This is a genomic window from Streptomyces sp. NPDC050738, assembly GCF_040654175.1.
Lineage (GTDB): Bacteria > Actinomycetota > Actinomycetes > Streptomycetales > Streptomycetaceae > Streptomyces.
This window is the reverse complement of the sequence record NZ_JBFAHN010000001.1, coordinates 267,884-292,635: the sequence shown is the minus strand read 5'-3', so window position 1 is coordinate 292,635 and position 24,752 is coordinate 267,884. Positions and strand designations below refer to the sequence as shown.

22 protein-coding genes are annotated in these 24,752 nt (G+C 70.8%); 18 read left to right on the top strand and 4 right to left on the bottom strand.

Annotated elements, in window-relative coordinates; genetic code table 11:
• Nucleotides 1–15 precede the first annotated feature (15 nt).
• From AB0H78_RS01330 to AB0H78_RS01270, 13 genes are all read left to right on the top strand, one after another.
• Complete coding sequence (locus AB0H78_RS01330; RefSeq protein WP_363232114.1) at nucleotides 16–792, top strand: SRPBCC family protein; 777 nt, start codon at nucleotides 16–18, stop codon at nucleotides 790–792.
• A gap of 13 nt (nucleotides 793–805) precedes the next feature.
• A complete protein-coding gene (locus tag AB0H78_RS01325) occupies nucleotides 806–1,594 on the top strand; it encodes an aldose 1-epimerase (RefSeq protein WP_363232113.1) in 789 nt (262 codons plus the stop codon).
• Nucleotides 1,595–1,604: 10 nt separating this feature from the next.
• Nucleotides 1,605–2,153, top strand: coding sequence for an orotate phosphoribosyltransferase (pyrE, locus tag AB0H78_RS01320; RefSeq protein ID WP_363232112.1), 549 nt, complete (start codon nucleotides 1,605–1,607; stop codon nucleotides 2,151–2,153).
• Nucleotides 2,154–2,339: 186 nt separating this feature from the next.
• Nucleotides 2,340–3,362, top strand: a complete 1,023-nt coding sequence (fbaA, locus tag AB0H78_RS01315; RefSeq protein WP_363232111.1) for a class II fructose-bisphosphate aldolase — start codon at nucleotides 2,340–2,342, stop codon at nucleotides 3,360–3,362.
• 84 nt (nucleotides 3,363–3,446) lie between these two features.
• A complete protein-coding gene (locus AB0H78_RS01310; protein WP_363232110.1) occupies nucleotides 3,447–4,598 on the top strand; it encodes a MalY/PatB family protein in 1,152 nt (383 codons plus the stop codon).
• A 40-nt stretch (nucleotides 4,599–4,638) separates the two neighbouring features.
• Nucleotides 4,639–5,055, top strand: a complete 417-nt coding sequence (locus AB0H78_RS01305) for a DUF3151 domain-containing protein (RefSeq protein ID WP_363232109.1) — start codon at nucleotides 4,639–4,641, stop codon at nucleotides 5,053–5,055.
• Nucleotides 5,056–5,188: 133 nt separating this feature from the next.
• On the top strand, nucleotides 5,189–6,052 hold the full coding sequence (locus AB0H78_RS01300) for a DUF3152 domain-containing protein (RefSeq protein WP_363232108.1): 864 nt from the start codon (nucleotides 5,189–5,191) through the stop codon (nucleotides 6,050–6,052).
• A 118-nt stretch (nucleotides 6,053–6,170) separates the two neighbouring features.
• The gene (locus tag AB0H78_RS01295; protein ID WP_363232688.1) at nucleotides 6,171–6,989 is read left to right on the top strand and encodes a tryptophan 2,3-dioxygenase family protein; all 819 of its coding nucleotides are present in this window, start codon (nucleotides 6,171–6,173) and stop codon (nucleotides 6,987–6,989) included.
• Nucleotides 6,982–8,145, top strand: a complete 1,164-nt coding sequence (gene kynU / locus AB0H78_RS01290; protein ID WP_363232107.1) for a kynureninase — start codon at nucleotides 6,982–6,984, stop codon at nucleotides 8,143–8,145. Before AB0H78_RS01295 ends, kynU begins: the two co-directional genes overlap by 8 nt.
• A gap of 56 nt (nucleotides 8,146–8,201) precedes the next feature.
• Complete coding sequence (locus AB0H78_RS01285) at nucleotides 8,202–9,035, top strand: alpha/beta hydrolase (protein ID WP_363232106.1); 834 nt, start codon at nucleotides 8,202–8,204, stop codon at nucleotides 9,033–9,035.
• A 119-nt stretch (nucleotides 9,036–9,154) separates the two neighbouring features.
• A complete protein-coding gene (locus AB0H78_RS01280; protein ID WP_363232687.1) occupies nucleotides 9,155–10,429 on the top strand; it encodes a histidine kinase in 1,275 nt (424 codons plus the stop codon).
• Nucleotides 10,426–11,085: a response regulator transcription factor gene (locus AB0H78_RS01275; protein ID WP_363232105.1), complete on the top strand. Its 660-nt coding sequence runs from the start codon at nucleotides 10,426–10,428 to the stop codon at nucleotides 11,083–11,085. Before AB0H78_RS01280 ends, AB0H78_RS01275 begins: the two co-directional genes overlap by 4 nt.
• Nucleotides 11,086–11,405: 320 nt before the next feature.
• The gene (locus AB0H78_RS01270; RefSeq protein ID WP_363232104.1) at nucleotides 11,406–12,617 is read left to right on the top strand and encodes a cytochrome P450; all 1,212 of its coding nucleotides are present in this window, start codon (nucleotides 11,406–11,408) and stop codon (nucleotides 12,615–12,617) included.
• 17 nt (nucleotides 12,618–12,634) lie between these two features.
• Here the strand turns inward: AB0H78_RS01270 and AB0H78_RS01265 are convergent, their stop codons facing one another.
• Complete coding sequence (locus AB0H78_RS01265) at nucleotides 12,635–14,254, bottom strand: ABC transporter permease (protein ID WP_363232103.1); 1,620 nt, start codon at nucleotides 14,252–14,254, stop codon at nucleotides 12,635–12,637.
• Nucleotides 14,251–15,174 (bottom strand): ABC transporter ATP-binding protein, encoded by a 924-nt coding sequence (locus tag AB0H78_RS01260; protein ID WP_363232102.1) that lies wholly within the window; start codon nucleotides 15,172–15,174, stop codon nucleotides 14,251–14,253. Before AB0H78_RS01260 ends, AB0H78_RS01265 begins: the two co-directional genes overlap by 4 nt.
• 55 nt (nucleotides 15,175–15,229) lie before the next feature.
• Between AB0H78_RS01260 and AB0H78_RS01255 the strand changes: the two genes are divergently transcribed.
• Complete coding sequence (locus AB0H78_RS01255) at nucleotides 15,230–15,784, top strand: MarR family transcriptional regulator (RefSeq protein WP_363232101.1); 555 nt, start codon at nucleotides 15,230–15,232, stop codon at nucleotides 15,782–15,784.
• Between the two features lie 16 nt (nucleotides 15,785–15,800).
• Here the strand turns inward: AB0H78_RS01255 and AB0H78_RS01250 are convergent, their stop codons facing one another.
• Nucleotides 15,801–16,625 carry a diacylglycerol kinase family protein gene (locus AB0H78_RS01250; RefSeq protein ID WP_363232100.1) on the bottom strand — a complete coding sequence of 275 codons (825 nt, stop codon included), beginning with the start codon at nucleotides 16,623–16,625 and terminating at the stop codon, nucleotides 15,801–15,803.
• Between the two features lie 166 nt (nucleotides 16,626–16,791).
• Here AB0H78_RS01250 and AB0H78_RS01245 point away from each other — a divergent pair, with 166 nt between their 5' ends.
• On the top strand, nucleotides 16,792–18,075 hold the full coding sequence (locus tag AB0H78_RS01245) for an adenylosuccinate synthase (protein ID WP_363232099.1): 1,284 nt from the start codon (nucleotides 16,792–16,794) through the stop codon (nucleotides 18,073–18,075).
• Nucleotides 18,076–18,135: 60 nt separating this feature from the next.
• On the opposite strand, the gene AB0H78_RS01240 is transcribed toward AB0H78_RS01245, so the two are convergent.
• Nucleotides 18,136–19,866: a serine/threonine-protein kinase gene (locus AB0H78_RS01240; protein ID WP_363232098.1), complete on the bottom strand. Its 1,731-nt coding sequence runs from the start codon at nucleotides 19,864–19,866 to the stop codon at nucleotides 18,136–18,138.
• Between the two features lie 336 nt (nucleotides 19,867–20,202).
• On the opposite strand from AB0H78_RS01240, the gene AB0H78_RS01235 reads away from it, so the two are divergent.
• From AB0H78_RS01235 to AB0H78_RS01225, 3 genes are all read left to right on the top strand, one after another.
• Nucleotides 20,203–21,558: an aspartate aminotransferase family protein gene (locus tag AB0H78_RS01235; RefSeq protein WP_363232097.1), complete on the top strand. Its 1,356-nt coding sequence runs from the start codon at nucleotides 20,203–20,205 to the stop codon at nucleotides 21,556–21,558.
• A gap of 75 nt (nucleotides 21,559–21,633) precedes the next feature.
• Nucleotides 21,634–22,302: a GntR family transcriptional regulator gene (locus AB0H78_RS01230; protein ID WP_363232096.1), complete on the top strand. Its 669-nt coding sequence runs from the start codon at nucleotides 21,634–21,636 to the stop codon at nucleotides 22,300–22,302.
• A complete protein-coding gene (locus tag AB0H78_RS01225) occupies nucleotides 22,299–24,704 on the top strand; it encodes a dolichyl-phosphate beta-glucosyltransferase (protein ID WP_363232095.1) in 2,406 nt (801 codons plus the stop codon). Before AB0H78_RS01230 ends, AB0H78_RS01225 begins: the two co-directional genes overlap by 4 nt.
• The last annotated feature ends 48 nt before the right edge of the window (nucleotides 24,705–24,752 follow it).

Here is a 24,752-nt window from a genome sequence, read left to right as displayed (position 1 = left end):
GTAGGCTCGGGTTCCATGGAGCATGAGGTGTTCGTTCCGGTTCCGGCAGAGTCCCTCCGACGGGTCCTGGCGGACCCCGCCCGTGTCGCACGCTGCGTCCCCGGGTTCCAGCAGGACGCCGACGGCGACAGCGGCCCGCTCGCCGGGCGGCTGAAGGTCCGCGTCGGCGGTCACACGATCACCTACCGCGGCGCCCTGCGCATCGGCGCCCAGGACGGCGGCTTCGCCGTCGAGGGCGAGGGCACGGAGGCCCGCGGATCCGGCGCGGTGAAGCTGTCGCTGACGGTACGTCTGACCGATTCGGACGGCGGTACGACGCTGACGTTCGCCGGTACGGCCCGCGGCGAGGGCCGGATCGCCGAGCTCGACGACGCGTCCGCGCTGGCGTCGGCGCACCGCCTCCTCGACCGGTTCGCGGACCGGCTGGGCGCGGAGGAGGTGCCCGCCACGGAGGAACCCGAGCCCGAGCCCGAGGCGCCGGTCACCGTGTTCGAGACGGAGATTCCGCCGCCCTCGCTGGACGCCCTGGCCGAGGCGGAGTTCGTACCGCTCGACTCGCCGCTGGACGTACCGCTCGACGAGGAGCCCGCCGAGGCCGCACACGCGCGCCGCACGATGATCGGCCGCAGCGCGGAGGAGGTCGACCACGCCCCGCCGCGCGGCCGTTACGCCCCCGTGCCGCCGCCCGCGTCGGCGACGGCCTCCGCGACGCTGCGCTGGGCGGCCCCCGCGGCGGCGCTCGCGCTCGCCTCCGCGGTCGTGGTCGGGCGTGCCCTGCGGCGACGCCGGTAGGTAGTGTCGTGGTGTGAGTAGCGAAGAGGTCCGGCTCGCTGCCGGCGACGTCGAGTTGACCGTGAACCCCGAGAACGGCTGCCGTATCGGCAGCCTGCGGATCGGCGGGACCGAACTCCTGCGGCAGGGGGAGAAGTACGGCTGCTTCCCCATGGTCCCGTGGTGCGGGCGCATCGAGCACGGCCAGTTCAGAAACGGCGGCGAGCGGCACCAGATGCCGCTCAACTCCCCGCCGCACGCCATCCACGGCACCGGCCGCAACACGGCCTGGAGCACGGCCCGTATCGAGAAGGCCGCCGCGGCCTTCACCTACGACCTCGCCGACCCGTGGCCGTACACCGGCAAGGTCACGCAGACTTTCGAGCTGACCGAGGACTCCGTCACGATCGCCATGGGCGTCGAGACGTACGACGACTCCTTCCCGGCCCAGGCGGGCTGGCACCCCTGGTTCAACCGCAGCCTCGGCGGTGAGGACGTCACGATCTCCTTCGACGCCGAGTGGCAGGAGGAGCGCGGTGAGGACCACCTCCCCACCGGCCGCCGCATCGAGCCGCTTCCCGGCCCCTGGGACGACTGCTTCGGGATGCCGTACGGCGTCGACGTGACCCTCACCTGGCCGCAGCAGCTGGAGCTGAACGTCAAGAGCCGCGCCGAGTGGGTCGTCGTCTACGACGAACAGGCCGAAGCCGTCTGCGTGGAGCCCCAGTCGGGCCCGCCGAACGGCCTCAACACCCACCCCCGCCTGGTCACCCCGATCGACCCCCTGGAGATCGCGACGACCTGGTCGTGGCGGCGACTCTAAACTCGTGGTCATGACTGACGACGCACGCGGCGACCTGCTGCAGCACATCAAGGACAAGGCCGTCGTGCACGGCAAGGTGACGCTCTCCTCGGGCATCGAGGCCGACTGGTACATCGACCTGCGCCGCATCACGCTGGACGGCGCCGCCGCCCCGCTGGTCGGCCAGGTCATGCTGGACCTCGTCGCCGACCTGGAGTTCGACGCGGTCGGCGGTCTGACCCTGGGCGCCGACCCGATCGCCGACGCCATGCTGCACACCGCCGCCGCCCGCGGGCGCGCGCTGGACGCCTTCGTCGTACGCAAGGCCGCCAAGCAGCACGGCATGCAGCGCCGCATCGAGGGCCCGGACATCAAGGGCCGCCGCGTCCTGATCGTCGAGGACACCTCCACCACCGGCGGCTCCCCGCTGACCGCCGTCGAGGCGGCCCGCGAGGCCGGCGCCGAGGTCGTGGCGGTCGCGACGATCGTGGACCGGGACACGGGCGCCGCAGCGAAGATCACCGAAGGGGCGAAGGTCCCCTACCTCTTCGCGTACGCACAGGGAGATCTGGGCCTTTAGGCCCCCAAGGGCTCTGACCTGGCAAAACACCGAGGGGGTGGTCGTTTCACGTGAAACGACCACCCCCTCGGCCCATCTGCCAGGTGGAGTAAGACCAAGAGTCTGGAAAGATGGGCCCCGACGATGACGTCGCCCCCAGGTCAGGGACCCGCAACACACACCCGCACATAGCCAAGGAGCGGACAGATGCCCATCGCAACCCCCGAGGTCTACAACGAGATGCTGGACCGGGCGAAGGCAGGCAAGTTCGCCTACCCGGCCATCAACGTCACCTCGACGCAGACCCTGCACGCCGCGCTGCGCGGTTTCGCGGAGGCCGAGAGCGACGGCATCATCCAGATGTCCACCGGCGGTGCGGAGTTCCTGGGCGGCCAGTACAACAAGGACATGGTGACGGGCTCCGTCGCCCTGGCCGAGTTCGCGCACATCGTCGCCGAGAAGTACCCGGTCACCGTCGCGCTGCACACCGACCACTGCCCCAAGGGCAAGCTGGACGGTTACGTCCGCCCGCTGCTCGAGGTCTCCGCGGCGCGCGTCGCCAAGGGTCTCAACCCGCTGTTCCAGTCGCACATGTGGGACGGCTCGGCCGAGACCCTCGCCGACAACCTGGCCATCGGCCAGGAGCTGCTCGCCAAGGCCGCCGCCGCGAAGATCATCCTCGAGGTCGAGATCACCCCGACCGGTGGCGAGGAGGACGGCGTCAGCCACGAGATCAACGACAACCTCTACACCACGGTCGAGGACGCGCTCCGCACCGCCGAGGCCCTCGGCCTGGGCGAGAAGGGCCGCTACCTCCTGGCCGCCTCCTTCGGCAACGTCCACGGCGTCTACAAGCCGGGCAACGTCGTGCTCCGTCCCGAGCTGCTGAAGGACCTTCAGGAGGGTGTCGCCGCCAAGTACGGCAAGGCGTCCCCGTTCGACTTCGTCTTCCACGGCGGCTCCGGCTCGACGGCCGAGGAGATCTCCACCGCGCTGGAGAACGGCGTCGTGAAGATGAACCTCGACACCGACACCCAGTACGCCTTCACCCGCCCGGTCGTGGACCACATGTTCCGCAACTACGACGCGGTCCTGAAGGTCGACGGCGAGGTCGGCACCAAGTCGCTGTACGACCCGCGCACCTGGGGCAAGGCCGCCGAGGCGGGCATGGCCGCGCGCGTCACCGAGGCGTGCGCGAACCTGCGCTCCACGGGCACGAAGATCAAGTAAGCAGTCCGGCCAAGCGGTTTCCGTACGACGGGCCCGGCACCCCGCACCAGGGTGCCGGGCCCGCGTCATGTTCGATGGGCAGCCATGAGCACCTATGACTTCGACACCCCGGTCGACCGGCGCGGCACCTCATCCGTCCAGTGGGACGGCGTCGCCGACCGGTTCGGCGTCGACGGGCTGCTGCCCTTCACCATCTCCGACATGGATTTCGCCTCGCCGCCCGAGGTCCTCGCCGCACTCCAGGAGCGCCTCGCGCACGGGGTGTTCGGCTACACGGACTGGCGCTACGGGGACTTCCTGCCGGCGATCCGGCACTGGTACGCGACCCGTTACGACACCGACCTCGACCCCGGGAAGATCGTCTACGGCCCGTCCGTCCTCAACCAGCTCTCGCAGCTGCTGCGGATGTGGACCGTGCCCGGTGACGGCATCGTCGTCCACACCCCCACGTACGACGGCTTCACCAAGGCGATATCCGGCCTCGGCCGCGAGCTGCGCGGCGTCCCCGTCGGCGACGAGGCCGCCCTGGAGCGGGAGCTGGCCCGCCCCGACAGCAAGGTGCTGCTGCTCTGCTCGCCGCACAACCCGACCGGGAAGGTGTGGACGGACGCCGAACTGACCGCGTTCGCCCGCCTCGCCGAGCGGTACGGAACCGCCGTGATCAGCGACGAGATCCACGCCGACTTCGTCCACGACGGGCGCCGCCACCTCCCCTGGACGCGGTACGGCAGCGGACGCTGGGCCGTGATCACCTCCGGCTCGAAGGCCTTCAACTTCCCCGCGCTGACCGGCAGTTACGGCATCATCGGCGACCCGGACGACCGGAGCGCGTACCTCAGGCGCATGGAGACGGGCGAGGGGCTCGCCTCGCCCGCCGCGCTCTCGCTGACCGCGCACATCGCCGCGTACCGCCAGGGCGCAGGGTGGCTGGACGAGGTGCGGGCGTACACCGCGGGGAACCTCGCGATGGTCGCCGACCGCCTCGGCGAGGCCTTCCCCGCACTGGGCTGGCAGCCGCCCGAGGCCGGTTATCTCGCCTGGATCGACCTCCGCCCCCTGGGTGTGGACGACGAGGCGCTCCAGCGGGAGCTCGTCGACACCGAGAAGGTCGCGATCATGCGGGGCTCGGTCTATGGCGCGGACGGTTTCGTACGGCTGAACGTGGGCTGCCCCCGGGCCAAGGCGGAGGCGGGTGTGGACGCGCTCGTACGGGCGCTGCGCAGACTGAAGGGCTGACGGGTCCCGGCGGGGTCCGCGGCCAGGCAGACTGGGGGTCATGCCTATTCACAAGGACCTTCTCGGGGGCCCGCCCCCCACCCACCTGCCCGACGACCCGGAGCCGCGCGAGCTGCTCGCGGCCGGCACCGCGCCCGCCGAGGTCGCCGCGAAGTACCCCTCGTCCTCGCTGGCCTGGGCCCAGCTCGCCGACGACGCCTTCGAGCGCGGAGGCGCCGTCGAGTCGTACGCGTACGCCCGTACCGGCTACCACCGCGGCCTGGACGCCCTGCGCCGGGCCGGCTGGAAGGGCCACGGCCCGGTGCCGTGGGAGCACGAGCCCAACCGCGGCTTCCTGCGCGCCCTGCACGCGCTGGCGCGTGCGGCGCAGTCGATCGGTGAGCAGGAGGAGTACGAGCGCTGCTCGTCCTTCCTGCGCGACTCGTCGGAGACGGCGGCGGAGACGCTCGGCCTGTGACAGAACCCGTACATGGGAGGCCCGTACGTGTGTACGGGCCCCCTGTACGATCACTGCTCCATACATTCACAGCTGGCGCAGAGGCCCCACACCTCTCCTCCCACCTCCAGCACGGAGCGGGGAGAAGTGTGTCGTGGGTCAGCGTGGAGCCGCCCGGAGCAGTCGAGGCGGCCGCCGTCGCGCCAGACGCCGCAGTCCGTTCGCGCGTGCACTGCTGATCGCAGGCCCCCTGGCCGTTCTCGCACTGATCGCCGGCGGGCTGCTGGCCGCCAGGAACGGCGACCTCGCGGACACCGCCGACGCGGGCTCCGCCCCCGAGACCGTACGGGCCGCGCCACCGCCGCCTTCCCCTACGCCGTCGCCGTCCCCGTCGGTGACCAAGACGAAGACCAAGACCAAGCCCAAGGTCACGCCGAAGAAGACCACGGTCCCGGCGTCGGGACCCGGCACCTTCACCTCCGCCACGCTCCACGGCGATGCCGTCGGTTCGGGGCCCCTGCACCGCTACCGCGTCCTGGTCGAGGACGGCTCCGGCGTCGACGCGAACCAGGCCGCCACCGAGATCCAGACCATCCTCGCGAACCCGCGCAGCTGGGCCGCGCACGGTCGCGGCACCTTCCAACTGGTCTCGTCGGGCGCCGACTTCGTCTTCCGTATCGCCACCCCGTCCACCGCCGACCAGCTCTGCCTGCAATCGCTCGGCGTGCACACCCACGGCGAGCTGAACTGCGAGATATCCGATGGCGTCGTGGTCAATCTGCGTCGCTGGCAGCTGGGCTCGCCGCAGTTCGCGGGGCCCCCGGCGCAGTACCGGCATCTGATCATCAACCATGAGGTCGGCCATGCGATCGGCTATCACTCGCACATGGCCTGTCCGGGCGCCGGGAAACCCGCCCCGGTGATGCAGCAGCAGATCAAGGGCCTCGACGGCTGCCGCTCGAACGCTTTCCCGTACGACGAAAATGGGACTCTCGTCACGGGCCCGACCGTCCCCTGAGCGCTTGCCGTGGAGCGCTCGGCCACGGATGATTCGGGTGGGGACCGGGGCTCCGATGCCTACTGGAAGGGGCGGACCGCTACCCGGACACATGCACAAGGAGACAGCGATGTCCGAGATGTCCGAAGAGACCCCAAATCTCGACTTTGCGGGGACGACCCCGTACGAGGACTACGTCCAGGCCGACGTCCTCACCCACCTCCAGCACCTCCGCTCGGACGACCCCGGCGAGATGGTCTTCCTGGTCACCACCCAGGTCATGGAGCTGTGGTTCACCGTCATCGTCCACGAGTGGGAGACCGCGACGCACGCGCTGCGCCGTGACGATCTGCCCACGGCGATGGCCGCGCTCAAGCGCTCCACCTACGAACTGGAGTCGCTCAACGCCTCCTGGCGGCCGCTCGCGCAGCTCACGCCGGGACAGTTCAACGCGTACCGCAGCGCGCTCGGCGAGGGCTCGGGATTCCAGTCCGCGATGTACCGGCGGATGGAGTTCCTGCTCGGCGAGAAGTCCGCGTCGATGCTGGTCCCGCACCGGGGCGCGGCGCGCGTCCACGCGGAGCTGGAGAAGGCGCTCCAGGAGCCGAGCCTGTACGACGAGGTGCTGAGCCTCCTCGCCCGGCGCGGTCACGCGATCCCCGAGGCGGTTCTCACCCGGGACCTCGCGCGCAAGTACGAGGCGTCCCCGGAGGTCGAGGCGGTCTGGGCGGCGGTCTACGCGGCCCCCGACCAGGACACCGAACTGGTCCGCCTGGGCGAGGCGTTGACCGATGTCGGCGAACTGGTCTGGCGATGGCGCAACGACCACCTGGTCGCGACGCGCAGGGCGATGGGCTCCAAGGTCGGCACGGGCGGCTCCGCCGGGGTGTCCTGGCTGGAGAAGCGCGCCACGAAGAACGTGTTCCCCGAGCTCTGGACGGCGCGCAGCCATGTCTGACACGAAAGCGGCGGCGCTGGACGCCGCGGACGAACTCGCCAAGTGCCGCGAGCTGTTCGCCCTGGACGAGAGCGTCGTCTACCTCGACGGGAATTCGCTGGGGGCGCTCCCGCGCCACGTCCCCGCCCGTATGCAGGACGTGATCGCCCGCGAGTGGGGGCAGCTGCGCATCCGCTCCTGGGAGGAGTCGGGCTGGTGGACCGCTCCCGAGCGCATCGGGGACAGGATCGCGCCAATCGTCGGCGCTGCGAGCGGCACGACCGTCGTCGGTGACTCCACAAGTGTCAATGTCTTCAAGGCACTTGTGGCCGCGATCCGCATCGCGGACGCGACGGGCGGCCCGGTCCGCGACGAGGTCCTCGTCGACGCCACCACCTTCCCGACCGACGGGTACGTCGCCGCCTCGGCGGCCCGGATGACCGGCAAGCGCATGGTGCCGTACACCCCCGGTGATCCGATCGGCCCCCGTACGGCCGCCGTGCTCGTCAACCACGTCGACTACCGCAGCGGACGCCTCCACGACCTGCCCGGCATCACCGCCGCCGCGCACGAGGCGGGCGCCCTCACCGTCTGGGACCTCTGCCACAGCGCGGGCGCGCTGCCGGTCGGGCTCGGGGCGCACGGCGTGGACTTCGCCGTCGGCTGTACGTACAAGTACCTGAACGGCGGCCCCGGTTCGCCCGCCTTCCTGTACATACGGCCCGACCACCAGCCGTCCTTCGACTCCCCGCTCCCTGGCTGGAACTCGCACGCCGACCCCTTCGGCATGACCCCGGACTTCAGCCCCGGCGACGGCGCGGTGCGCGGCCGGGTCGGGACCCCCGACATCCTGTCGATGCTCACCCTGGAGTCGGCGCTGGACGTCTGGGACGGGGTGTCGATCGAGGCCGTACGGGCCAAGTCCCTTGCCCTGACGGACTTCTTCCTGGAGCACGTCTCCCTGGAGACGGTCACCCCGCTCGCGCACGCCGAACGCGGCAGCCAGGTCTCGCTGCGGTGCGCGGACGCGGGCGCGGTGATGAAGGAGCTGATCGCGCGGGGCGTCGTCGGCGACTTCCGGCAGCCCGACATCCTGCGCTTCGGCTTCACTCCGCTGTACGTGGGGTTCGCGGACGCGGAGCGGGCGGCTGCCGTTCTGGGTGAGGTGCTCGCCTGATACCGTCCCCGCTGGTCAGGGACAACTGACCTTGCACACCAAGAGGTTGGAGCACCATGTCGGAGGCATCCGAGGCCGAGTCGGCCTTCTCGCATCCTGCCGTCGAGCCCGATGCCACGGCTGCCTACGGTGAACACCCCGACCAACTGGTGGACTTCTACGCGCCGGCACCGCACGGCGGCGAGGGCGGCGGACCCGTCCCCCTCGTCGTCGTCCTGCACGGCGGCGCCTGGCGGCAGCGCGTCGACCGTACGCACATCACGCCCTTCGCGGCGTTCCTGGCCGGCCGCGGCCTCGCCGTCGCCGTCGTGGAGTACCGGCGCGGCGGGGACGCGGAGGGCAGCGCGGGCCGCTGGCCCGACACCCTGGACGACGTGGCGGCGGCGCTGGACGCGCTGCCCGCTCTCGTACGGGAACACCTGCCGCGCGCCGATCTGCGCCGCACCGTCCTGACCGGGCACTCCGCCGGGGGGCACCTCGCCCTGTGGGCGGCGGCCCGCCAGGAGCTGCCCGCCGAGGCGCCCTGGCACCGGACCACACCGCCCTTCCGCGGCGTGGTCGCGCTCGCGCCGATCGCACACTTCGCGCGCGCCCGCGAGCTGGACGTCTGCGACGGAGCGGTGGACGCCTTCCTGGGGGCGGAAGGCCGGGCGGAGTGGGCCGACCCGGCACTGCTCCTGCCCACCGGCATCGCGACCAGCGTCGTCCAGGGGCGTCTCGACGAGACGGTCCCGATGGAGGTCGGCGAGGCGTTCGTGGACGCGGCGGCCAAGGAGGGCGAGGTGGTCGGGCTGACCCTGCTCGACGGGGTCGCCCACTTCGCGCTGATCGACCCGGCGGCGGACGCGTGCGCGGTGGTTGCGGAGGAGATCGCGCAGCTGGCCTGGTAGGAGGCCCGGCAGTACGCCCGGTAGTACCTGAGGAGGACCCCGCAGGATCCGTATCAGTGCTGACGACGTCACCCGTATGGCCGCCTACGGTTGTGTACGTGAACGAGAGAACCGAGTCGATGACGGCTCGCAGCCCAGAGCTCCGGGTGGCCGCAGGTGCCATCGCCGGACTGCGCGAGGACCTGTGCCAGGACCCCTTTGCCTACCGCCCGCTGGAACCCCTGCGGACGAGGGGCGCGCTGACCAGGCGGCTGAAGTGGGCCCCGCACATCCTGGTGCTCGGGGCGGCGGCGATCACGCTGATGCTCGGCCTCGTCACCAGCAACGAGGGCGGGCCCCTGGGGCTGCTGAGCGCGCTCGTCTCGGCCGGCGCCGTCGCGCTGACGCTGCTCAGGCCGGTCGGGGCGTGGTGGATCGCGCTTGCCGTCTCGCCGCTGGCCGCGATCTTCGGAGCCGGGTGGACGAGCGGGGGGTGGGTGCCCGCCTCGTCCTTCGCGTATCTGGTCGTGTTCGTGGTGGTCGGGGTCCGTACCCGGCCGCGTACCGCCGTCGGGATGTGGGCGGTCACGGTCGCGTACTCCGTGCTCGCCGCGTGGATCCTGGACGACGGCCGCTCCGGTCTCGCGTCCGTGATGATTGTCGTCAGCGGGATGCTGCTCCTGGTCGTCGCGCTGGTGACCAGCCGCAGGCAGGCCGCGCAGGAGATCACCGTCCAGCGGCAGGTCACCGCGGTCGAACGCGAGCGGCGCACGCTCCTGGAGGAGCGCACCACCATCGCCCGTGAGCTGCACGACGTCGTCGCCCACCACATGTCGGTCGTCGCGATCCAGGCGGAGGCGGCTCCGTACCGGGTGGAGAACCCGCCGCCCGAACTGACCCGCTCCTTCGCGGTCATCAGGGAGAACGCGGTCGCGGCACTGACCGAGCTGCGCCGGGTGCTCGGTGTCGTACGGGCCGAGGACTACGAGGCGCCGGACGCCCCGCAGCCGACCCTCGCCGAACTGGACGGGCTCGTCGCCAATGTGCGGGACGCCGGTCTGGGGGTGGAGAAGGCGGTCACCGGTGCGGTACGTGAACTGCCGCCCGGCGTCGAGCTGTCGGCGTACCGGATCGTCCAGGAAGCCCTGTCGAACGTGCTGCGGCACGCTCCGGGGGCGGCGGCCCGGGTCGAGGTGTCGTACGTGCTCGGAGGCCTCGGCCTGCGGGTGGTGAACGGTCCCGCGCGAGGTCTGGTGAAGCCGTCGCCCGGGGCGGGACACGGGATCACGGGGATGCGGGAGCGGGTGTCGATGCTGAACGGGGAGATGACGGCGGCGACGACGGACGACGGCGGCTACGAGATCGCGGTCTTCCTGCCGGTCGCCAAGGCCGAGGCCCCGGAGGGCCAGGCATGACGATCAGGGTCCTCATCGTCGACGACCAGATGATGGTCCGCGAAGGCTTCTCGGTGCTGCTGAACGCGATGCCGGACATCGAGGTGGTGGGCGAGGCGGTCGACGGACGGGGCGCGGTCGAGCAGGTCGCGGCGCTCAACCCGGATGTCGTCCTGATGGACATCCGGATGCCCGAACTGAACGGCATCGAGGCGACGCGGGAGATCGTGGCGGCCGACGCGGCGGCGAAGGTCCTGGTCCTGACCACCTTCGACCTCGACGAATACGTCTACCAGGCGCTGCGCGCCGGCGCCTCGGGCTTCCTCCTCAAGGACGCGTCGGCGCGCCAACTGGCCGAGGGCGTAAGGGTGGTGGCCTCGGGAGAGGCACTGCTCGCGCCGACGGTGACGCGGCGGCTGATCACGGAGTTCACAAAGCTCGTGGATGTGCCGAGGGCGCCGTCGCTGTCGCAGGTGGGGGACCTGACGGAGCGCGAGACGGAGGTGCTGGTGCTGATCGCGCAGGGCCTGTCGAACGCGGAGATCGCTTCGCGGCTGGTGGTGGCGGAGTCCACGATCAAGACGCATGTCTCGCGGGTGCTGGTGAAGCTGGGGCTCCGTGACCGGACGCAGGCGGCGGTCTTCGCGTACGAGACGGGGCTGGTGCGGCCGGGGTGACCGGGGGCTTGGCCCCCACCCCGCCCCTTCCCGGCTGTGACACTTTGCAGCTCCGCCGCGTGGGGGCTCCGCCCCGGACCCCAGGCTCGGTCTGTACGCGCGGGTGCGCTGTGGCTGGTCGCGCAGTTCCCCGCGCCCCTAGGTCTGCACAGGGAAGCCTCCGCCGGGGAAAATTCAGCCCCTGCGGCGATTGAGCAGCGGGGGTCCGGGGGCGGAGCCCCCGAAAAGCGGGGGCCGGGGTGCAACCCCGGTTCGGGAAGGGGCGGGGTGGGGGAAAGACCCCCTGGTCAGGGTCCGCCCCCGGCGGCTAGCGTCCGTGCATGGATGCCGCCTTCGACCCCTGGTCACCCGCCTTCGTCGCCGACCCGTACCCGGCCTACGACGACCTCCGCCGCCAAGGCACCGCGCACTGGTTCGAGCCCACCGGGCAGTGGCTCATCCCGCACCACGCCGACGTCAGCGCCCTCCTCCGCGACCGGCGCCTGGGCCGCACCTACCTCCACCGGTTCGGCCACGAGGAGTTCGGGCGGACGCCACCGCCCGCCTCCCACGAGCCGTTCCACACCCTCAACGACAACGGGCTCCTCGATCTCGAAGCCCCGCACCACACCCGCATCCGGCGCCTCGTCTCCAAGGCGTTCACCGCCCGTACCGTCGAGAACCTCACCCCCACCGTCCAACGCCTCGCCGCCGGACTCGTCGACGACCTCGTCAAGAACGGCGGCGGCGACCTCCTCACCGCCGTCGCCGAGCCGCTCCCCGTCGCGGTCATCGCCGAGATGCTGGGCATACCGGAAGGCGCGGACCGCGAGCTCCTTCGGCCGTGGTCGGCCGACATCTGCGGGATGTACGAGCTGAACCCGTCCGAGGAGACCGCCGCGCGCGCCGTCCGTGCGTCGCTTGAATTCTCCGCGTATCTGCGGGAGTTGATCGCCGCCCGCCGCGCCGAACCCACCGAGGACCTGATCTCCGCGCTCATCGCCGCCCATGACGAGGGCGACCGGCTCAGCGAGCAGGAGATGATCTCCACCTGTGTGCTGCTCCTCAACGCGGGCCACGAGGCGACCGTGAACACGACGGCCAATGGCTGGTGGACCCTTTTCCGGCATCCTGGGGAGCTCGCCCGGCTCCGTGCCGCACCGCAGGAAATGTTGTCCACAGCTGTGGAAGAACTCATGCGTTACGACACCCCGCTCCAGCTCTTCGAGCGCTGGGTCCTCGAAGACATCGAACTCGACGGCGTCCGCATCCCCCGGGGCTCCGAAGTGGCCCTGCTCTTCGGCTCGGCCAACCACGACCCGGCCGTCTTCGACGCCCCCGCCACCCTCGACCTGGCCCGCTCCGTCAACCCTCATGTCACCTTCGGTGCCGGTATCCACTATTGCCTGGGCGCCCCGCTCGCCCGCATCGAACTCGCCGCCTCCTTCGGTGAGTTGCTGCGCCGTGCGCCGGAACTCCGGCTGGTCTCCGAGCCGGAGTGGAAGCCGGGCTTCGTGATCCGGGGGCTCGAAGAGCTCCAGGTGGAGGTGTAGACGGCAGATCCACAGATCTACGTCGTCAGATCCCGGCGGCGCAGGCCCGCGAGCCCGCCCGCGACCAGCGCCGCCGCAATCGCCGTCAGCAGCAGGACCGGAGGCCAGGCCATTTCGCCGCCCGGCAGCTTCGGCAGATGCCCGAAGGGGGAGAGGTCGAGGACCGACCGGGGGAGGTCCAGTGCCGGGCCGATCCACCCCAGGGCGAGCACCAGACCTGCCACACCCCACCCCGCGACCGCCGCTTTGGGGAAGGCGCCGTAGAGCAGGAACGTCAGCCCGCCCATGACCCAGACCGCCGGGAGCTGGACCAGGGCGGCTCCGAGGATCGGACCGAGGTCGTGGCCGTACCCGACGGCAAGACCGACTCCGCCCAGCGCCATGATCAGCGCCGACCCGGCGAAGGCCACGACCAGATGTCCTGCCGCCCAGCGCAGCCGCCCCACCGCGCCGGCGAGCAGAGGTTCGGCGCGCTGCGAGGTCTCCTCGCCGTGCAGTCGCAGCACCGAGGCGACGATGAACAGTGCGGCGACCAGGCCGAGCATCCCGGCCATCGCGGCCAGGAAGGCGTCAGTGAGACCGGAGTGCCCGCCCATCCGCTCGAAGATCTCCCGGGCCTGTTCGTTGTCCCCGACCAGGTCGGCCGCGCCGCCCGTGATCCCGCCGAAGACGACCCCGGCGGCGAGGAAGCCGGCGGACCAGCCGTACACACTGCCGCGTTGCAGCCGCCAGGCGAGCGAACCGGCCGTTCCCAGCGCCCCCTGGGCGGGCCCCGGCCGGGTCGGCAGGAAGCTCATGCCCACATCGCGCCGTCCGGCCAGCCGGTACGCGAGGACCGCCTGGACGCCGATCGCGCCGGCCAGGATCAGCAGCACCCACCAGCGCTCCCCGCCGAACGCCCTGACGTTCTCGGCCCAGCCGATCGGGGAGAGCCAGGTCAGCACCGACGATCCGTCGTCCGTCGAGGCGTCACCGGCCGACTTCAGTACGAACGCGGCCCCGATGACCGCCGACGTCAGCCCCTTCGCCAGCCGCGCGCTCTCGGTGAGCTGGGCCGCGATGGCCGCCGTGCAGGCGAAGAGCATGCCGACCCCTGCCGTGGCCAGCCCCAGTGCCAGCGAACCGGCCCCGGGCTCACCGGACTTGGCCAGTCCTGTCGTGATCATCAGAGCCAGCGCCGCGTTGGCGATCAGTGCGGTCAGCAGGGCTGCCGTCAGGGGGGCGCGGCGCCCCACCATGGCGGAGGAGATCAGCTCCTGGCGTCCGGTCTCCTCTTCCTCCCGGGTGTGCCGCACCACGATGACCAGGCTCATCACCGCGGCGAGCGCGGCCCCGAAACCGACCATGCGCCAGGCGGTCAGACCGCCGAGCGAATCGCTGAACACCGGGCCGTACAGCGCCCGCATCGAGCCGTTCGTGCTCATCGAGTGCGCCACGTCCGCCCGCTTGGCGGCCGTGTCGTACAGCTTCGCGAAGGAGCCGGTGACCGAGGCGAAGGAACCGCCCACCACCAGCACCCACACCGGAATCATGATCCGGTCCCTGCGCAGGGCCAGCCTCGACAGGGCGCGCGTGCCCGTGAGGTGATCGGACCCGGACCTGGCCGGCGAGCGCACCGCCACCGCAGCCGTCGTCATCGCGCCATCGCCTCTTCGTCCGCAGCGGCGTGCACATCGTCCTGGTAGTGCCGAAGGAAGAGCTCCTCCAGGGTCGGTGGGGTACTCACCAGCGACCGCACGCCGGAAGCGGTCAGCGACCGCAGCACCGCGTCCAGTTGGTCCGTCTCCACCTGGAGCTTGACCCGGTGTCCCTGCACATCGAGGTCGTGCACCCCGGGGAGCTCAGCCAACGGGCCCGGCGCGCCGATCAGTTCGGCGGTCAGGCTCGTCCGGGTCAGATGCCGCAGCTCGGCCAGCGATCCCGTCTCGACGGTCCGGCCCTTTCTGATGATGCTCACCCGGTCGCAGAGCGACTCGACCTCGCTGAGGATGTGCGAGGAGAGCAGCACCGTCCTTCCGCGGTCCCGCGCCTCTTCCACGCAGCTCTGGAAGACCTCCTCCATCAGCGGGTCGAGGCCCGAGGTCGGCTCGTCGAGGATGAGCAGGTCGACGTCGGAGGCGAAGGCGGCGACCAGGGCGACCTTCTGGCGGTTGCCCTTCGAGTACGTCCTGCCCTTCTTCGTCGGGTCGAGCTCGAAGCGCTCCAGGAGATTCGCCCGACGCTTCGGGTCGAGCCCGTTGCCCCTCAACCGCCCGTACAGATCGATGACTTCGCCCCCGCTGAGATTCCGCCACAGCGACACGTCTCCCGGCACATAGGCCAGCCGCCGGTGCAGCTCCACCGCATCGCTCCAGGGGTCCCGTCCCAGCAGCTGTGCCGCGCCCGAGTCGGCGCGCAGCAGTCCGAGCAGCACCCGGATGGTGGTGGACTTCCCGGCGCCGTTCGGACCGAGGAAGCCGTGTACCTCACCGGTCTCGACGCTCAGGTCGAGGCCGTCCAGCGCGTGTGTCCGCCCGAACGACTTGTGCAGTCCGGAGACGGTGATTGCCTTCGTCATGTTTCCGAACGTACAGTACTTTCATGAATTTGTGAAGCATGTAAAGTTGGGAAACATGACGCCAGAGAAGCCCGCAGACAAGAGCGCAGACAAGAGCGCAGACAAAAGTGCAGACAAGAGCACAGCCGGCCCCGACCCGGACGCGGTCGGCCGCTTCGTCGAGCGCTTCGCGTCCGAGCTCACCGAGGCCGGCATGCAGCGCATGGCCTCCCGCGTCTTCGCGGCTCTCCTGGTGTCCAAGGACGGGGCGATGACCTCGGTCGAACTGGCCCTCGCGCTCCAGATCAGCCCGGCCGCGGTCTCCGGTGCCGTGCGCTATCTCTCCCAGGCGTCGATGGTCGCCCGTGAGCGCGAGCCCGGCTCCCGCCGCGACCGGTACGTACTGCACAACCAGCTCTGGTACGAGACCTTCACCAACCGGGACAAGCTCCTGACCCGCTGGGAGAAGCTGCTGACCGAGGGCGCGCAGACCCTCGGCCCGGAGACCGCCGCCGGAGCCCGGGTCGCCGAGACGGCGGCGTTCTTCGAGTTCATGCAGCAGGAGATGCACGCGATGATGGAGCGCTGGCAGACCCACCGCGCCACCCTCGGCCTGTCGTCCCCGGCCTGAGGTGTGAGACCGGGCGTCAGGAGGTCGGCAGCATCAGCCCCCAGGCTCCCGGCCGCACCGTCCAGGTCCGGGTCCTGACGGGCCCGCCCACCACCGTGTCCGCCCGGTAGCGGAAGTCCGCGCCCGAGACGGTCACGGCCACCGCGTCGGCGGTCAGCCGTTCGCCCTCGGCGGTACGGACCACGACCTCGGCCCGCCCGTCGTGCGACCGCACCGAGACCCCGGCCACCGGCCGGTCGAGATCGCTCACGACCACCCCGTCCGCCTCCACCCGCAGCCGCTGCGCGGGCACGTGCGCGGCGCCGGGCGCGGGCCGGACCAGGGTGCGTACGAGCGAACGGCAGGCGCTCCACACGGACGGCGAAGGCGCTTCCAGGGCGCCGCCCACCGTCCCGGGGATCGCCGGGATCCGCAGATCGCCGAGCACCACCCCGCCGCTGTCGTCCACCAGCAGGTCCAGACGGCGTACGGCACCGTCCAGAACGGCCCGCGCCGCAGCCACCGCACCCGTCGGCACCCCCAGAGAGCGCGCGAGCTCCACCGCCTGCACCGTGCCGACCGGCACCAGCGACAGGGCGTTCCCGCAGAGCCCGCGATCGGCCCCTCGCTCGCGGTGCAGCAGCCCGACCGCTCTCCTCAGGGCACGGTCGTCACCGACCACCACCAGCCGCCTACTACCCCTGCGGGCAAGTGCCCGCGCGAACTCCTCATTCCCGGCCGGCAGGCAAATCTTCGCCTCCGCGGCCGCACACAGCACATCCTTCGCGATCCGTACGGACTCGCCGTCCAAACGGCGGGCGACCGGGTCGATGACCACCAGCAGCTGGTCGTGATCCGACACCTCGGTCCTTCCTCGGGTAGCATCTTTGTGCAAGAGCCCCTTGCGCTATTGCGCCAGGGGCTTCGTCTATTCCGGGGCAGCCGGTTCGACGGTTGGGGTATCGGGCACACGGCACACGTGCGCCCCCTGACCTTGGACATGCCCCGCCCGGAAGGGGTGTACGCCTGTGCCCGCACTTGTGCTGCTCGGTGCTCAGTGGGGTGACGAGGGCAAGGGAAAGGCCACCGACTTGCTCGGTGGATCTGTGGATTATGTGGTGCGCTACCAAGGCGGCAACAATGCCGGCCACACGGTTGTCGTAGGCGACCAGAAGTACGCGCTCCACCTCCTCCCTTCCGGAATCCTGACGCCGGAGTGCACTCCGGTCATCGGGAACGGAGTCGTCGTCGACCCGGCGGTCCTGCTCTCCGAGCTGAGCGGACTGAACGCGCGTGGTATCGACACGTCCAAGCTCCTGATCAGCGGTAACGCGCACCTGATCACGCCGTACAACGTCACCATCGACAAGGTGACGGAACGCTTCCTCGGCTCGCGGAAGATCGGCACCACCGGCCGCGGTATCGGCCCGACGTACGCGGACAAGATCAACCGCGTCGGCATCCGCGTCCAGGACCTGTACGACGAGTCGATCCTGACGCAGAAGGTCGAGGCGGCGCTGGAGGCCAAGAACCAGCTCCTCGCCAAGGTCTTCAACCGCAGGGCCATCGAGGCCGAGAAGATCGTCGAGGAGATGCTCCAGTACGCGGAGCAGATCAAGCCGTTCGTCGCGGACACCACGCTGATCCTCAACAACGCCATCGACGCCGGAAAGGTCGTCCTCTTCGAGGGCGGTCAGGGCACGCTCCTCGACGTCGACCACGGCACCTACCCCTTCGTCACCTCGTCGAACCCGACCGCGGGCGGCGCCTGCACGGGTGCGGGCGTCGGTCCGACGAAGATCTCCCGGGTCATCGGCATCCTCAAGGCCTACACAACGCGTGTGGGTGCGGGTCCGTTCCCGACGGAGCTCCTCGACGAGGATGGCGAGGCGCTGCGCCGCATCGGTGGCGAGCGCGGTGTCACCACCGGCCGTGACCGTCGCTGCGGCTGGTTCGACGCTCCGATCGCGCGGTACGCGACGCGCGTCAACGGTCTGACGGACTTCTTCCTCACCAAGCTGGACGTGCTGACCGGCTGGGAGCAGATCCCGGTCTGCGTGGCGTACGAGATCGACGGCAAGCGCGTCGAGGAACTCCCGTACAACCAGACCGACTTCCACCACGCGAAGCCGATCTACGAATACCTGCCCGGCTGGTCGGAGGACATCACGAAGGCCAAGACCTTCGCCGACCTCCCGAAGAACGCGCAGGCGTACGTGAAGGCGCTCGAGGAGATGTCGGGCGCTCCGATCTCCGCGATCGGCGTGGGCCCCGGCCGCACCGAGACGATCGAGATCAACTCGTTCATCTAGGACGGCGGTTGTCGTGTGCGCGTCCCCCGTCGGCTCCGGCCGGCGGGGGACGCGTCGCGTTCAGCCCGATTTGGTGTACGTGAGCTGCTCGCCGCCCGCGGTGCTCTGGCGGCGCAGTGTGCCGTCGGGGAGCAGGGTCAGTTCGGTGGGGGCGCCCGGGTGGCAGGAGGAGATCGGATCGCCGCTGATCACCTTGGAGGGGCCGATCTGTACGGGGCCTTCGGGGGACGGCGGCGATGCGAGCTCCGCGCGGAAGACGCAGTGGTAGGTGTAGCTGCCGCCCGGTCCGTCCGCGGTGAGCGCGAGCACCGTGTCGCCGACCTTGCCCTGCCTGATGGTGAGTTCGCGGGGGTTGTGGCCCGTGTCGTTGTCGATGGCGCCCGACCAGGTGCCGATGAAGGCGGCGGGGATCTCGCCGCTCGCCGCGTCGACGGTGGGCGTCGGTGTCGGCGTGGGTGTCGGCGACGCGAGGGCGGACGTCGGTGTGGCGGCCGGGCCCGTGCTCCCCTGGGGCTCGGCGTCCGTGGTCGCGGACGAGGAGGCCGTGGGGTTCTGCGCCGCCGGGGTGCCGTCGTCGCCGGTGTTCATGATCGCGTACACCGAGCCGCCCGCGCCGAGCGCGACGACCAGGGCGACGGCGACCAGCACGGCGGTGGAGCGGCCGCTGCGGGGCGGGGGCTGGGGTGTGGGCGGCGGCGTGTAGTAGGCGTAACCCGGCTGCGGATAGCCGTACCCGGGCTGCGGATGGCCGTACGCCGGGGGAGGGGTGAGCGGTGGGGTCGGCGGCCCGGACGGAGGTCCGGCCGGCGGGGGCGTGGGGGCCACGATCGCCGTCGGGAGATGGTGCACGTCATGGGGCGCGGGCGGGATGCGGATCTCGCCGGTGGGGCCCCGGGGGTTCTCGATCTCCAGTAACTGCACCGCGTGGCTGCCCAGTCGGGCGATGAGCGCGCCCGGCAGCCATGGTTCGGTGGTGGCCGAGTCGACCTGCCGCAGGATCGCCGCGAGCGAGGGGCGGGCCGCCGGTTCCTTGCGCAAGCAGTCGGTGACCAGGTCGCGCAGCGACTCCGGGAGGCCTTCGAGGTCGGGCGGCTCCTGGGCGATACGGAACATCAGCGCGTGCACCCCGCTCTCGGAGGTGCCGAACGGCAGCTTCCCGGTGGCCGCGTACGCCAGGACCGTGCCGAGGCAGAAGATGTCGCAGGCGGGCGTCACCGGATCGCCGCGCACCTGCTCGGGGGCCATGAAGCCGGGCGAACCGACCAGGGCGCCCGTGCGCGTCAGTCCGGCGTCCGTCGCCGATTCGAGGGCGCGCGCTATGCCGAAGTCGATGACGCGCGGGCCGTCGATGGTGACCAGGACGTTGGACGGCTTGAGGTCGCGGTGGATGATGCCGGCCGCGTGGATGTCCTGCAGGGCGTGGGCCAGGCCGGCGGCGAGGGTGCGGACCGAGCGCTCGGGGAGGGGGCCGTGGTCGCCGGAGATCACGGACTGCAGGCTGGGGCCCGCGATGTAGCCCGTGGCGACCCAGGGGACGGGGGCTTCCGTGTCCGCGTCCAGGACCGGGGCCGTCCAGTGGCCGCCGACCTGGCGGGCGGCGTGCACCTCGCGGCGGAACCGGGTGCGGAACTCCTCCTGCTCGGCGAGCTCTTGGCGGACCAGCTTCACCGCCACGGTGCGGCCGCGCTCGGAGCGGGCCAGATAGACCTGGCCCATACCGCCTGCTCCCAGGCGGGCCAGGAGGCGGTAGGCGCCGATGCGTTGTGGGTCTTGCGGGCTCAACTTGTCCATGGCCGGACCGGCCTCCCCCGTACGAGTCCGTACATGCCTGATGTATAGGGAGGATAGTGGGCGGGTGCGACAGTGGGGTCCTGGTCTGTTCGCTGTTCCGTAACTGGGTGGTCGGCGTCGGCTGGTGTGCGGGCAGCTGGATTTGCCTGGCGTGCGTGGGGTCGTGCGGGCCGAACGCGACCTTCGGTCACGTGTCCTCAAGCGCCGGACGGGCTGGTTTTTGCTCGGCGTGGGCTGGATTGTGCGCGAGGGGCCGACACCTTGCCGATCCAATCCCCGTTCCCCATACAACCTGGCCATGTGCGGCCCCACCTGCGTCGATCTAACCTGGCGCGCATGACCCCTCAGATCGACCCGCAGGCCGGCGCGGCCGTGAAGGCCGCCGACCGCGCGCATGTTTTCCACTCCTGGTCCGCCCAGGGGCTGATCGACCCGCTCGCCATCGCCGGCGCCGAGGGGTCGTACTTCTGGGACTACGACGGCAACCGCTACCTCGACTTCACCAGCGGCCTCGTCTACACCAACATCGGCTACCAGCACCCCAAGGTCGTCGCCGCGATCCAGGAGCAGGCGGCGAAGATGACCACCTTCGCGCCCGCCTTCGCCATCGAGTCGCGCTCCGAGGCCGCACGCCTCATCGCCGAGCGGACCCCGGGCGACCTCGACAAGATCTTCTTCACCAATGCGGGCGCCGACGCCGTCGAGCACGCCGTCCGTATGGCCCGGCTGCACACGGGCCGGACCAAGGTCATGTCGGCCTACCGCTCGTACCACGGCGGCACCCAGCAGGCCGTCAATCTCACCGGCGACCCGCGCCGCTGGGCCTCCGACACCGGCTCGGCGGGCGTCGTGCGCTTCTGGGCGCCGTTCCTCTACCGCACTCCCTTCCACTCGGAGACCGAGCAGCAGGAGTGCGAGCGCGCGCTGCAGCACCTGGAGGACACCATCGTCTTCGAGGGGCCCGCCACCCTCGCCGCGATCATCCTGGAGACCATCCCGGGCACCGCCGGCATCATGACGCCGCCGCCCGGCTACCTCGCGGGCGTGCGGGCGCTCTGCGACCGGTACGGCATCGTCTTCATCCTCGATGAGGTCATGGCCGGGTTCGGGCGTACGGGGAAGTGGTTCGCCGCCGAGCACTTCGATGTCGTTCCCGATCTGATCACCTTCGCCAAGGGCGTCAACTCGGGGTACGTGCCCCTCGGCGGCGTCGCCATCTCGGCCGCCATCGCAGACACCTTCGCCACCCGCCCCTACCCGGGCGGGCTGACCTACTCGGGACACCCGCTCGCCTGCGCCGCCGCCGTCGCGACCATCACCGCGATGGAGGACGAGGACATCGTCGGGCAGGCCGCGCGGCTCGGTTCCGACATCCTTGCCCCCGCCCTCGCGGAGCTCGCCGCCCGGCACCCCTCGATCGGCGAGGTGCGCGGCACCGGTGCCTTCTGGGCGCTGGAGCTCGTACGGAACAAGGAGACGCGCGAGCCGCTCGTCCCGTACAACGCATCCGGCGAGGCCAACGCCCCGATGGCCGCCTTCGGGGCCGCGGCGAAGAAGAACGGCCTCTGGCCCTTCATCAATATGAACCGCACCCATGTCGTCCCGCCGTGCAACATCACGGAGGCCGAGGCCAAGGAGGGACTGGCCGCCCTCGACGAGGCACTCTCCGTCGCGGACGAACACACCGTGTAACGGCGGGTAATGGTTCTTCGTGCGGCTGCGGACACCGCCGTAAGGTGTCCGCAGCCATACGGAGGGGAAACAACCATGCCCGCGAGCGGAGCGGTGACCCGCAGCACCCTGCGGCAGCAGATCGCGGATGCGCTGCGTGACGAAGTGCTTGCGGGCCGTTTGCAGCCGGGCGAGGAATTCACCGTCAAACAGATCGCCGAGCAGTACGGGGTCTCCGCGACGCCCGTCCGCGAGGCGCTGGTCGACCTCTCCGCGCAGGGGCTGCTCGACTCGGACCAGCACAAGGGCTTCCGGGTCCACGAGTTCTCGGTCGACGACTACCGCGCGATGGTCGAGGCGCGCTCGCTCGTCGTCGACGGCATCTTCCGCAAGCTGGTCCTGCGGGTCGAGGGTGGCGAGGCCCTGGTGTCGGTACGCCGCAGGGCCGAGGAGGCCGCACGGGCGGCCCGCAGTGGTGACCTGGCCATACTCATCGGGTACGACCTGCGGTACTGGCGGGAGCTGGGCGCCCTCACCGGCAACACGTACATCGCGGAGTTCCTGAACCGGCTGCGCGTACAGGGCTGGGTGTTCTCCGTGCCCCATCTGCGCGACCTGCGCGAGGCCGACATCTGCGCGGCGCTCTGGAACGGGCACGAGGAGCTCGCGGACGCGCTGATCCGCGGCGACCGCGAAGCGGCGTACGCCGTCATCGAGGCATACAACGCGCACGGGCTGCGCTGGGCGGATGGGCTGAAGCCGTGACCGTGGAACTTTCGGTGGTCGTCCCCGCGTTCAACGAGGAGGAGCGACTCGGGCCGACCCTGGATGCGATCACCTCGTATCTGCAGGGGAGTTGGGAGCTGATCGTCGTCGACGACGGCTCCACGGACGGCACGGCGCGTGTCGCCCGCGAGGCCTCGGTGCGTGATCCGCGCATCCGCCTCGTCGGCGGCGAGGCCAACCGCGGCAAGGGGCATGCGCTGCGGCTCGGGGTGGCGGCCTCGCGCGGCGAGCGGGTGCTGATAACCGACGCCGATCTGGCCACGCCCATCGAGGAGCTCGAAGGACTCGTCAAGGAGCTCGAGGCGGGCGGGTACGCGGCGGCGATCGGTTCGCGCGCGCACCCCGACGCGCACGTCGAGGTGCACCAGATACGGCTCAGGGAGTGGCTGGGGCGGCTCGGGAACGGGCTGATAAGAGCCGTCGCCGTGCCCGGCATCCACGACACCCAGTGCGGATTCAAGCTTTTCGAGGGAGAGAAGGCCCGCGAGGCCTTCGCGGACGCGCGGCTCGACGGCTGGGCGATCGACGTCGAGATCCTGCAGTTCTTCCGGCGGCAGGGCTGGCCGGTCGCCGAGGTCCCGGTGCGCTGGTCGCACCAGGAGGGCTCCAAGGTCGGGCCCTCCGCCTATCTGGGGGTGCTCGCCGAGCTGGTGAAGCTCAAGGCGCGGTCCCTGCGGCGTACGGACCTGGTGGTCTGCGGTCTCTTCCTGCTCGGGTCGGTGCTGCTCTACAAGAACCTGTGGACGGACCTGGACCACGCGTATCTGCGCGACTCGCTCCAGGACCAGAACCAGTGGGAGTGGTTCTTCGGGGTCACCGCGCACAACGTGTCCCATCTGCAGAATCCGTTGTTCACGACCTTCCAGGGCTTCCCCGACGGCGTGAACCTGATGGGCAACACCCCGATGCTCGGGCTCTCCGTGCCGCTGACTCCGGTCACGCTGCTCTTCGGGCCCACGGTCACCTGGGCGCTGGTACTGACCGGCGGGCTGACCGCGACGGCGGTGAGCTGGTACTGGCTCTTCGCGCGCCGTCTCGTGACCAACCGATGGGCGGCCGCGGTCGGGGCCGGTGTGGCCGCCTTCGCGCCGCCGATGATCTCGCACGGCAACGCGCACCCCAACTTCATGGTGCTGTTCATGATCCCGGTGATCATCGACCGGGCGCTGCGGCTCTGCGAGGGCACGAGGGTGGTGCGGGACGGGGTGCTGCTCGGCCTCTTCACCACGTACCAGCTCTTCCTCGGCGAAGAGCCGTTCCTGCTGGCCGCGATGGGGATGCTGTTCTTCGCGGTGGCGTACGCGCTCGCCGACCGGGAGGCCGCGCGGGCGGCGGTGCGGCCGCTGCTCAAGGGACTCGGGATTGCCGCGGTGACGGCGATCCCGCTCCTCGCGTACCCCCTGTACTGGCAGTTCTTCGGGGCGCAGAGCTACCACAGCGTGCTGCACGGGGACGGGGCCGGCAACAGCCCGCTGTCGCTGCTCCAGTTCTCCGGGCGGTCCTTCGCCGGTACGGACAAGACGGCCGACACGCTCGCCCTCAACCGCACCGAGCAGAACGCCTTCTACGGCTGGCCGCTGGTGGCCCTCGCCTTCGCGATCACCGTGCGGATGTGGCGGCACGCGGTGGTCAGGGCCTTCGCCTTCACGGCCTTCGCGGCCGCGGTTCTCTCGCTCGGCATCAAGATCCGTATCCCGTATACGGACTTCACCTTCACCGGCCCGTGGCGGGCCCTCGCCCACCAGCCGCTCTTCGAGTCGGTGATCGAGGGGCGGGTCGCGATGATCTGCGCCCCTGCGCTCGGCGCGCTGCTCGCGCTGGCCGTGGACCGCCTCACGGTCACGAAGGTCTTGGCGTACAAGGTCGTAGGGCTCGCGGCGGTGGCGGCGGTGCTGCTGCCGGTGCTGCCGACGTCGTATCCGGTGCGGGACCGCGATCCTGTGCCGTACTTCTACGCCCACAGCCTGTGGAAGAAGTACGTCACCCACGGCGAATCGGTGGTCCCGGTGCCGCTGTCCGACCCCGGCAGCGCGGAGTCGCTGCACTGGCAGGCGGAAACGGGCTTCGGCTTCTCGCAGCCCGGCGGGTACTTCAACGGGCCGTGGGGCAAGGAGCGCAAGGGCATCTACGGCGCATCGCCCCGCTTCACCTCGAACCTGCTGAGCGACGTGCGGTACGGCGGTGAGGCCAAGATCCCCACCATCGGGCCCAACTGGCAGGCCCAGGCGCGCTTCGATCTGGCCTACTGGAAGGCGGGCGTCGTCGTGCTGACGCCGCAGGCCAATGAGGCGGCGCTCTACACGACTCTGTCGAAGCTGCTCGGGAAGCCGGGGGAGCGGGTGGGGGGCGCGTGGGTATGGGATGTGCGCGGACTGCACTGACTGTGCCGGCTCTTCTGACCGGCGGTCTTCGCGGAACGTGCCCGTAGC